Genomic DNA, 9389 nt, shown 5'->3' with positions numbered 1-9389 from the left:
TTGGTCGGCGCACAGTCTTTCATGGCATTCGCTACGGCAGGGCCTTTTTTCACGATTTTCTGATCGGCTTGAACGGATTTGACGTTTTTGACTTGAACGGCCAAACGGCGCGGCGAGGCGTAGGCGGTAAATTCGGCTGCGCCGTCAATCAGTTGCGCTTTTTCCAAGCCTTCGGCAACGGAAGCGGCAAAATGGTTGCCCAAATTATTGAGGGCTTTTGGTGGGAGTTCTTCAGTGAGAAGTTCGATTAAAAGGGTTTGGGTTGTCATGTGCTTATCGTTAAATAGGAAATTGGTTGGCGTCTGAAAACGGCATCATGCGGTTTTCAGACGCAAGGTTAATTGAATTGACGGCGATTTTATCATTTTCAGACGGCCTGTGGCTGTCTTTCACAAACAATTTGCCCGATTTTCAAGCCACTTCGTCCGCAACGTCTTCAATTTGCGGCGCGGATATACGGCAAACCGCTGGTTTCGTCGTATTCGGGAATGTCGCTTCCGGCAAACAGCGCGCCGGCCAAACGCACGGCCGCGCCGGTCACGGCCGGGGAAATCATAAAGCCGTGGCGGAACAGGCCGTTGACTTCAATCAGGCGGCGTTCGCGGTTGAAGCGGATTTCGGGATTGTGGTGGTTTAAAGTCGGGCGCAGGCCGGTGGCCAGTTCTAAAAGATTCGCCTCGCCAAATGCCGGATGCACGGCATACAGCGCAGACAAAAGTTCCAAACCGGAACGCACGCTTGCCGGCGCTTGGCTTTCGCTTTCGATTTGGGTCGCACCAATCACAAAAATATGGTTTTCCTTCGGCGCGATATACAAAGGATAGCGCGGATGCAGCAGACGTACGGGGCGGGACAGCTCGATTTCAGGGGCGTAAACGCGTGCTACTTCGCCGCGAACGCCGCGCAAAACGCTTTCAGACGGCCTGTTCCACGCGCTCTTTGCACCATAACCGCGGCAATCGATGACCCAATCGTATTGCACCGCCAAATCTTCGGCTTCGCGTTCGCATGACCAATGACACGCCACATTCATCGACTCCAAAGCATCAGCCAGCGCATTCAATACCTGCCGTCCGTCCAACTGCCCTTCCGTCGGCAGATACAGGCCGTCTGAAAACCGCCCTGCCAGTTGCGGTTCGTTTGCTGCAATTTCATCCGCATTCCAACGTATGGTTTCATGTTCTGCCACGCCGCCGCGCTTCAAATGACGGGCAAACTCGGCAGAAAGCGGCTTGTCCTGCGTGTGCCAAACAATCAGGCTGCCGTTTTCCTGCATCATCACCGGCGTATTCAGACGGCCGACAATCGCGCGCCAAAGCGCAATGCTTTGTTTGCCCAAACGAATGACTTCGGGCGTTGCCTCCACCGCTTCAGCAGAAGGTGCCAGCATGGCCGCGGCAACATAAGCGGCGGCTTGCGCGCCATCGCGTTCGCCTTTCTCAAACAACTCGACCGAAATGCCCTGCTCTGCCAGTTGGAACGCCATCAGACGGCCAGAAAGACCGCCACCGAGTACCGCAACCTTAGACATCAGTTTCTCCTTGTTTTTAATACATAAATGAACTGCATATTTTAGAACTTGTTTTGCTGTATCACAATATCGACAGAAAATGAGAACAGTTTTTGCAGATCATGCTTAAGCTAAATCAGTACTACGTAAACAAAAAATCTTCCTTACATAAAACCTACTATAATGTCATCTTTTGACATATTCACATTCACTCAGCTTCATTGCACCTGTTGATTGGTTTTGATGCACCCATTTGATTTTATAAGGAATAATGATGAAAAGCTTGGGCAGTACTTTATTTATCCTCGGCATAAAGGTAAGAACATGCAAGAACTAGAACAAGAAAATAGTAAAAAACAGGAAGTAGCAGACAACGTTGCCATGACCAAGTTGCAAGATGTGTTCAATCTTGCACATGACCAAGCTCATCCTGACAAAATCGATTCCGTCATTCGTGCCAATACTCGGGTGTCCGGAACCAATATGTGGGTATTGATATTTGCCATTGCTGTGGCGAGTATCGGTCTGAATGTCAACAGCACGGCGGTAGTGATCGGCGCAATGTTGATTTCGCCGTTGATGGGGCCGATAGTCGGTATGGGTTATGGTTTGGCGGTCGGCGATACTACGCTGATCCGCCAAGCGGCACGCAATATTATTATATTTGTCGTCATCAGCTTGATTACCGCTACGTTGTATTTCCTGTTAACCCCGCTTAAAGAGGCGCAAAGTGAGCTTTTGGCGCGTACTCAGCCGACTCTTTGGGATGTGTTGATTGCCTTCTTCGGCGGTAGTGCGGGCATTGTGGCGCAGACCCGAAAAGAAGGAGGCAATGCCATACCGGGTGTGGCGATTGCGACCGCATTGATGCCGCCACTGTGTACCGCGGGCTACGGACTGGCTCATGGCAACTGGCAATATTTTTTTGGCGCTTTTTATCTGTTTGCCATCAACTGCGTGTTCATCGCTTTTTCGACCTTGTTGTTTTCCAAGCTGCTCAAGCTGCCGCGCAGGGGGTTGGTAACGGAATCCAAACGCCGGTTGCAAAGTATCATTATTACCGCCGTCGTACTGGCTGTGATGATTCCGAGCGGCTATATGGCATCAGGACTGGTGCGTCAGGAGATCTTCAACACCAAAGCCAATTCCGCCATTGCCACCGCACAGCAACAGGAAGGTTTTTTCGTGCTGCGTAAGATTTTGAACCACAGAGAAAATATGGTCGGTCTGATTGTCAACGGAACGGGCAATGCTGAGAAAATTTCTGCCTTATTGGTGAAGAGCCTTGAAGTGTCAGGTGTGAAAGCGCCGAAGGTCAACGTGGTCTATGCGGGAGGGGACGATGCTAAAATCGAAGAATTGCTGGCAAGCCGAAACAACTCGGCGCAGCAGCAAAATGAGTTGAAAGAGCAACAAGCCTACATAGATACCGTGCTTGCAGGTAAAACTGCCGGTGCTGACGATGCTGCGGTACTCAAGGAATTAAAAGCCCAATATCCGGAAGCGGAAAAAATCGTTGTCGGACGCGGCTTGGTTTGGGAGAAAGCGCAAACGGCACCCACTACACAGGAGCAGCCTGAAAGCAGTCAAAACAAACAGGCAGACATAAGTAACGATATTGTCGTGGTCTCGCTCGAATTTAAGGAGCCTCTGCCTGCCAAAGATCACGAACGCTTACAGGCGTGGTTGAACCAGCGTTATGAAGGTACAGCGGTGCGCTTGTTAGTCAATGCTAAAGTTTTGGACAAATAGCCATTCTCCAAAATATTTGGGGCTAACGTAGATTAGCTCTAAATTCGACACCAATCCCGCAGGATTTTAAACCGTTGAGACGGTATGCCGAAGTTAAACCGAAATTCGCATTCTTTCAAGAACAGCGGAAAAGATTTGCGATCGATTTGGCATTCGGTTTGAATTATATGAACGCGGTACCAAAAGTTTTGGTCTGGATTTACGAATGGGTCGAAGATACCGCCCTATGGATTAAAGCAGGCATTACGGGTAGTGGCGCTTTACTGTGGTTGGCAGGCAACTTCCTTGAAAAACCTGCAGAGGCAGAACAGGAAGAGGAAGAAGAATAAATACCATAAAAGGCCGTCTGAAAAGTTTCAGACGGCCTTTTTATTAGGTTCACCAAACAACGTTTTTTTATGCCCGAAAGTATGCCTTAATCGGATAAATGGCTACTTATCCGAACTTTACTTCTGCCCCGAATACTTCCTGCCATAGTTTTCGCACATTGCCGTAATGGGTCAGCAATTCGTCCGTCACTTCGGTTTTTTTGGCATCGCGCAGTTTGGTGTTGTGTTGCTGCTGGCGGTAGAAGCGGTAGGCGGTGCGGCTTTGTTCGGCAAGGGTTTTGTCGATGAGGCCGCAGTCGGCGGCAATGTTCAACAGAGCGATGTTGCCGTAGTTGTCCAAGAGTTGTGGATACTGGCGGGCATGGGCAAGGATGAGGTATTGGACGATAAATTCGACGTCGACCACGCCGCCGCGCGCGTATTTGACGTTGCTGTCGGCAGGCGGATGGGTGGGGAACATTTTTTCGCGCATTTCGATGATTTCGCCTGCCAAGGCGGTTTGGTCGCGTTCGGCGGTGAGGATTTCGGTGCGGATACGGTCGAAGGCCGTCTGAATTTCGGGTGTGCCGCAGATGAAGCGGGCGCGGGTGAGGGACTGGTGTTCCCATGTCCAGGCGTTTTCGCGCTGATATTTTTCGAAGGCAGCGATGCTGTGGGCGAGGAAGCCGGCGTCGCCGTTGGGGCGCAGGCGCAGGTCGGTTTCGTAGAGGCTGCCTGCGCCGGTGGCGGCGGAAAGCCAGTTGGTCAGGCGGCGGGCGAGGCGGCTGTACACGTCGCCTGCGTCGGGATGGGGATCGTCGTAGAGATAGACGAGGTCGAGGTCGGAGGCGTAGCCGAGTTCTTTACCGCCGAGTTTGCCGTAGCCGACGACGGCGAATTGCGGGGTGTCGCGGTGTTTTTTGGGCATATCCGCCCACACGCACGGCAGGGCGGCGGCGAGTATGGTGTCGGCGAGGGCGGAGAGTTGGTCGGAGAGGGATTCTACCGTCCACAGTCCGGCGAGGTCTTGGACGGCGAGGCGGAAGACTTGGGCGTGTTGGAAGCGGCGCAGGGTGTCCATTTGCGCTTCGGTGTCGCCGCCGCAGGCTTTGAGGTCGTCTGAAAGGGCGGCGGCAAGGGCTTGCCAGTCGAACGCGGTATCTAAAAGCTGCGCGCTGATGAGTTCGTCCAGCAGAATCGGATATTTGCTCAGATATGCCGCCACCCATGAGCTTTGGCTCATAATCTGCGCCAGTTGCGACAAGGTTTGCGGATGTTCGTTGAGAAAGGCGAGATAGGCGGAGCGGCGGCTGATGTTTTCGAGGAAGTCAAACAGCCGCATCAGCGTATCGGTCGGGTTGCTTTGCTCTGCCGCCGCCTGTACAAATAGCGGCACAATGGCGTCGAAACGCGGCTGGGCGTGTGCGGAGAGATGGCGGTATTTATGGCCGTGCCGGATTTGGTCGAGCCTTGGGGCGATGGTTTCGGCATCGAACCCGTGTTCTTTCAGACGACCTTGCCGCTCTTCTTCGTCGGGTTTGTCCTGCCATGCCCATTGCCATTCGCTGTTGTCCTGTGTTTGCTCTTCGGGTTCGCTCAAAATTTCGTTGAACAACTGATTGACTTTGTTTCGATGAACGTTGAGGTCGTCTGAAAAGGCGGAGTAGCTGTCGAACCCCATGCTTTCGGCGAGCAGTTGCTGCTGTTCGGGCGAGGTGGGCAGGGTTTGGGTTTGCTGATCGTCCCAGTATTGCAGGCGGTGTTCGACGTCGCGCAGGAAGCGGTAGGCGGCAAGCAGGGTTTCGACGTTTTCAGACGGCATGATACCCAGCTCGGCAAGTTTCTTCAGCGTTTCCTGCGTGCCTTTCAGTTGCAGCGCACGCATTTGTCCGCCGCGTATCATCTGGAAAATCTGGGCGATAAATTCGACTTCGCGGATGCCGCCCGCGCCGAGTTTGATGTTGTCCGCCATGCCTTTTTTGCTGACTTCGCTGCGGATTTGGCGGTGCAGGTTCCGCATCGCCTCATACGCGCTGTAATCTAGATATTTGCGGAATACAAAAGGGCGCACCAGCGATTTGATGTCGTTCGGATACGGCGTAACCACGCGACCTTTGCACCACGCGTAGCGTTCCCATTCGCGCCCCTGTGTAATCAAATATTGCTCCAGCGCGGTTTCACTCAATACCAGCGCGCCCGAATCGCCGTCCGGCCGCAACCGCATATCAACGCGGAACACCTGCCCGTCGGCGGTAATGTCGTTCAGCAGCGCAATCAGTTTCTGCCCGACTTTGGTGAAAAATTCCTGGTTGCCCCGTTCGCGCCTGCCGTCGGTGTCGCCCGATTCGGGATAAACGAAAATCAAATCGATGTCGGAAGACACGTTCAACTCATAGCCGCCCGCCTTGCCCATCGCCACCACGCTCAAATGCTGCGGCGATTTGGTATAACGCCCGATCGGCGTGCCGTACATGTCCCGATAATAGGCGTAGGCAAAATCCAGCGCGGTATTGACGGCAAAATCGGCAAATAGCGTAATCGTGCGGGTTACTTCGTTCAAATCGCTGATGCGGTTTATATCGCGCACGATAATCTGCGACACCACATAACGGCGCAACTCGCGCAACTGCCGCGCCAATTCTTCCTCATTTTCTTCCGCGCGGATTTTGTCCCAGTCGGCAAAGGCTTGAAAATCAGCTTCGGTCAAAACCTTATCCAGCATGGGCAGGAAGATTTCAGGCTTGAGTTTGCCGGAATCAAGGTTGCGGGCGAGAAAAAGGGAATAACGGCGGGCAGTATCGAGGCGGTTCATAATCTTTGTCTGAATAAACAGAAAAGACCATCATAGCAAGGTTTCAGGCCGTCTGAAACCCACGCTTTCCCCTATCCGTGCAATCGGCTAAAATACCAACCTTTGCAACCCATCATAAGGAAACCGCCATGACCCGTATGGTTCACTGCGTCAAACTCGGCAAAGAAGCCGAAGGCATGAAATTTCCGCCGCTGCCCAACGAATTGGGCAAACGCATTTTTGAAAACGTTTCCCAAGAAGCATGGACGGCTTGGACCCGTCACCAAACCATGCTCATCAACGAAAACCGCCTAAGCCTTGCTGATCCGCGCGCGCGCGAATACCTCGCCCAGCAAATGGAACAATACTTCTTCGGCGACGGCGCAGATGCCGTACAAGGCTATGTTCCGCAAGAGCCTAAATAAGCATTGAAAAGCCAAGGCCGTCTGAAACCCGATTTTCAGACGGCCTTTAAAATTCCCGATTGCCCCGCATATTAGGCAAATAGAACAGATAAATCATACAAACCCATGATTCTCTGTTAAAATCCAAATTTCATTCATTTCAATCCACACTGGAGCAAACGCCATGCAAAACGACGTTTACGACTATACCTCGCAAGGCTCGGTTGCCAAAAATACCGTCCTGCAAAAAACCTACCGCCTGCTCGGCCTGTCTTTCATTCCTGCCATTGCCGGCGCATTCTTTTCCGCCAAAACAGGCTTTAACATTTTCGCCATGTTCGGTTCATACTATGTTGCCTTGGCCGCCTTCTTCGGCTTCTTCTACGGCATGACCTTCCTGATCGAGAAAAACCGTTACAGCAACGTCGGCGTAGCCCTGTTGATGATCTTCACTTTCGGCATGGGCCTTGCCATCAGCCCTATGCTGCAATACACCCTGGCGATTAACAACGGCGCGCAAATCGTCGGTACGGCCGCCGCCATGACCGCCGGTGTATTCTTCACCATGTCCGCCATGGCACGCCGCACCACAATGAACATGAACAAACTCGGCAGCTTCCTCGGTGCCGGTGCCATCGTGCTCATGATTGCCGTTGTGGCCAACATCTTACTCAAGATCCCTGCCCTGAGCCTGACCATCGCGGCCGGCTTCGTTGTCTTCAGTTCCCTGATGATTATGTGGCAGGTGCGTACCGTCATTGACGGCGGCGAAGACAGCCACATCAGCGCGGCGCTGACCATCTTCATCTCCATCTACAACATTTTCAGCAGCCTCTTGAGAATCCTCATCTCTATTAGCGGTGACGACTGATAAAGCCACAAAGGCCGTCTGAAATTTCAGACGGCCTTTTTGATTTTTGACATCACCGGCAAACTCCCCTATCCTGAACGTACACAAACCCCATTCCCAACCCAAAATGACCACGACCACTCCGCGCCGTGCCGTGTACGCAGGCAGCTTCGACCCTCCCACCCTCGGCCACCTGTGGATGATACAGGAAGCCCAATCCCTCTTTGACGAACTCATCGTCGCCATCGGCACCAATCCCGAAAAGCGCAGCACCTACACCATAGAAGAACGCCGCGCCATGCTCGATGCCATTACCCACCCGTTCCCCAACGTCCGCATCAGCGTGTTTGAAAACCGCTTTTTGGTCGATTACGCCCGCGAAGCCAACGCCAATTTCATCGTCCGCGGCATCCGTTCCTCCGCCGACTACGAATACGAACGCTCGATGCGCTACATCAACAGCGACATCGCCCCCGAAATTTCCACCATATTCCTGATGCCGCCGCGCGAAATAGCCGAAGTATCCTCCACCATGGTCAAAGGCTTGGTCGGTCCACAAGGCTGGCGCGACATGATAGGCCGCTACCTCCCCGATCCTGTCTATCAAAAAATCCTGCAAGACCACGAAACAAACACATAAAACAAAGGCCGTCTGAACATTTCAGACGGCCTTCCAATTTTCATTGATTATTTACGGGCAGACATCAACGCCTGCAGGTTTTGATTCAACGTTTCCATGTCCAACCAACCGGCGGCAATAAACAGCATCAAAATCACCGTACCCACGCACAACACGCCGATACCATACAACAGATAGCCCACCAAAACACGGCCTACCGTTGCATTTCCCATCCACATCAAACCGCGTACCTGCACCACAAAAACCCAAGCCTGCCACAGCAGCGCAAACGCAGCCAACGCCGGCACATACAACACCAGCAACAGCGGCAGCAGCAAAGCCTCAGACACCAAAATAAAGCCCCACAAAGGCAGTCGGGGCGCACCGTAATAATGCAGCACCTTGCGCATCGAGCGGCTCAACACCAACCATTTCACAATCACCAAAATCACCGACAGGCACACTGCCGCCGCGCCACTGCCAAACAAAGGCGACATGCTGGCCGCGTTTACCACGCCCAACAGCAGCAACACCGCCGCCATCACCAAAGGCGAATACAAATACGTCTCCGGCGAACGATAGCGCAAACGCAAAACATCCCACATATCACGAACAAACACATACAGCATGGCATAAATCCAAAGCAAAAAAGCCGATTGTATCTTAGGCCGTCTGAAAATCAAACCGGCAAACCTAAAAACCGCCAATTAAAACGAAAAATAATTCAATACAAAACAAAATCTTAATTTACCGCCTCAAAAATAAAGCCTACAAACGCTTGCACAAGGCAACGAAATTTGGTTTAATTCACATCTCGCAACGAAACACGCGAAGGCCAGATAGCTCAGTTGGTAGAGCAACGGATTGAAAATCCGTGTGTCGGCGGTTCGATTCCGCCTCTGGCCACCACCAACCGCCTTGAAGCGGTTACTTTTTTATCTATACGATTTGAACGTATGCTTTAAGCGCAAATCCCGTTCCAGACCATGCGTCCCGATTTCCACACAAGGCCGTCTGAAAAATTTCAGACGGCCGTTGTTTATGTTGGCATGGCATAAAAATCCGCTTTACCGCCCCATTCCGACAGAATACGGCACTTCCATCCAAACCGGCTGAAACCTTCGCAAACATACTGAATGACACCTTTGCAAAATC

The 9389-nt window shown here is 52.3% G+C and carries 9 protein-coding genes, 1 tRNA gene and 1 pseudogene; 6 read left to right on the top strand and 5 right to left on the bottom strand.

Translation table 11 applies throughout. The features are described 5' to 3' along the window. On the bottom strand, positions 1-269 hold a 269-nt coding region (locus tag O3660_RS11315), incomplete at its 3' end, for a glycine--tRNA ligase subunit beta (RefSeq protein ID WP_371464990.1). A gap of 167 nt (positions 270-436) precedes the next feature. Further along, entirely contained in the window at positions 437-1531 is a 1095-nt protein-coding gene (locus O3660_RS11310) for an FAD-dependent oxidoreductase (RefSeq protein WP_049351621.1), read from the bottom strand. A gap of 303 nt (positions 1532-1834) precedes the next feature. On the opposite strand from O3660_RS11310, the gene O3660_RS11305 reads away from it, so the two are divergent. Beyond that, on the top strand, positions 1835-3262 hold the full coding sequence (locus O3660_RS11305) for a TIGR00341 family protein (RefSeq protein WP_049351622.1): 1428 nt from the start codon (positions 1835-1837) through the stop codon (positions 3260-3262). Positions 3263-3300: 38 nt separating this feature from the next. On the opposite strand, the pseudogene O3660_RS11300 reads toward O3660_RS11305, so the two are convergent. Further along, positions 3301-3465 (bottom strand): annotated as a pseudogene (locus O3660_RS11300) (IS1595 family transposase); the annotation flags it as partial. Between O3660_RS11300 and O3660_RS11295 the strand changes: the two are divergent. Next, the gene (locus tag O3660_RS11295) at positions 3430-3591 is read left to right on the top strand and encodes a hypothetical protein (protein WP_049351628.1); all 162 of its coding nucleotides are present in this window, start codon (positions 3430-3432) and stop codon (positions 3589-3591) included. The pseudogene O3660_RS11300 and the gene O3660_RS11295 overlap by 36 nt on opposite strands. A 106-nt stretch (positions 3592-3697) precedes the next feature. Here the strand turns inward: O3660_RS11295 and glnE are convergent, their stop codons facing one another. Beyond that, on the bottom strand, positions 3698-6382 hold the full coding sequence (gene glnE / locus O3660_RS11290; RefSeq protein ID WP_049351623.1) for a bifunctional [glutamate--ammonia ligase]-adenylyl-L-tyrosine phosphorylase/[glutamate--ammonia-ligase] adenylyltransferase: 2685 nt from the start codon (positions 6380-6382) through the stop codon (positions 3698-3700). Positions 6383-6510: 128 nt separating this feature from the next. On the opposite strand from glnE, the gene O3660_RS11285 reads away from it, so the two are divergent. The 3 genes from O3660_RS11285 (at position 6511) to coaD (ending at position 8255) form a co-directional block, all read left to right on the top strand. Next, positions 6511-6786, top strand: coding sequence for an oxidative damage protection protein (locus O3660_RS11285; RefSeq protein ID WP_039861863.1), 276 nt, complete (start codon positions 6511-6513; stop codon positions 6784-6786). A 163-nt stretch (positions 6787-6949) separates the two neighbouring features. Then, entirely contained in the window at positions 6950-7636 is a 687-nt protein-coding gene (locus O3660_RS11280; protein ID WP_004518950.1) for a Bax inhibitor-1 family protein, read from the top strand. A gap of 106 nt (positions 7637-7742) precedes the next feature. Further along, positions 7743-8255, top strand: coding sequence for a pantetheine-phosphate adenylyltransferase (gene coaD, locus O3660_RS11275; RefSeq protein WP_003682645.1), 513 nt, complete (start codon positions 7743-7745; stop codon positions 8253-8255). 47 nt (positions 8256-8302) lie between these two features. Here coaD and O3660_RS11270 read toward each other — a convergent pair whose 3' ends face one another. Then, positions 8303-8863, bottom strand: a complete 561-nt coding sequence (locus O3660_RS11270) for a hypothetical protein (RefSeq protein ID WP_049351626.1) — start codon at positions 8861-8863, stop codon at positions 8303-8305. Positions 8864-9067: 204 nt separating this feature from the next. Here O3660_RS11270 and O3660_RS11265 point away from each other — a divergent pair. Next, positions 9068-9143 (top strand) — tRNA-Phe (locus O3660_RS11265). The last annotated feature ends 246 nt before the right edge of the window (positions 9144-9389 follow it).

It is taken from the genome of Neisseria sp. 27098_8_139, from assembly GCF_041433195.1.
Taxonomy (GTDB): Bacteria; Pseudomonadota; Gammaproteobacteria; order Burkholderiales; family Neisseriaceae; genus Neisseria; species Neisseria subflava.
Note: the sequence above shows the minus strand (reverse complement) of the source record. Positions and strands in the feature narration are given on the sequence as shown.

What these genes read in the sequence shown, in the direction of transcription:
- O3660_RS11310 (WP_049351621.1), bottom strand. Translation starts at nt 1,531, where the DNA reads ATGTCTAAGGTTGCGGTACTCGGTGGCGGTCTTTCTGGCCGTCTGATG.
- O3660_RS11305 (WP_049351622.1), top strand. Translation starts at nt 1,835, where the DNA reads ATGCAAGAACTAGAACAAGAAAATAGTAAAAAACAGGAAGTAGCAGAC.
- O3660_RS11295 (WP_049351628.1), top strand. Translation starts at nt 3,430, where the DNA reads ATGAACGCGGTACCAAAAGTTTTGGTCTGGATTTACGAATGGGTCGAA.
- glnE (WP_049351623.1), bottom strand. Translation starts at nt 6,382, where the DNA reads ATGAACCGCCTCGATACTGCCCGCCGTTATTCCCTTTTTCTCGCCCGC.
- O3660_RS11285 (WP_039861863.1), top strand. Translation starts at nt 6,511, where the DNA reads ATGACCCGTATGGTTCACTGCGTCAAACTCGGCAAAGAAGCCGAAGGC.
- O3660_RS11280 (WP_004518950.1), top strand. Translation starts at nt 6,950, where the DNA reads ATGCAAAACGACGTTTACGACTATACCTCGCAAGGCTCGGTTGCCAAA.
- coaD (WP_003682645.1), top strand. Translation starts at nt 7,743, where the DNA reads ATGACCACGACCACTCCGCGCCGTGCCGTGTACGCAGGCAGCTTCGAC.
- O3660_RS11270 (WP_049351626.1), bottom strand. Translation starts at nt 8,863, where the DNA reads ATGCTGTATGTGTTTGTTCGTGATATGTGGGATGTTTTGCGTTTGCGC.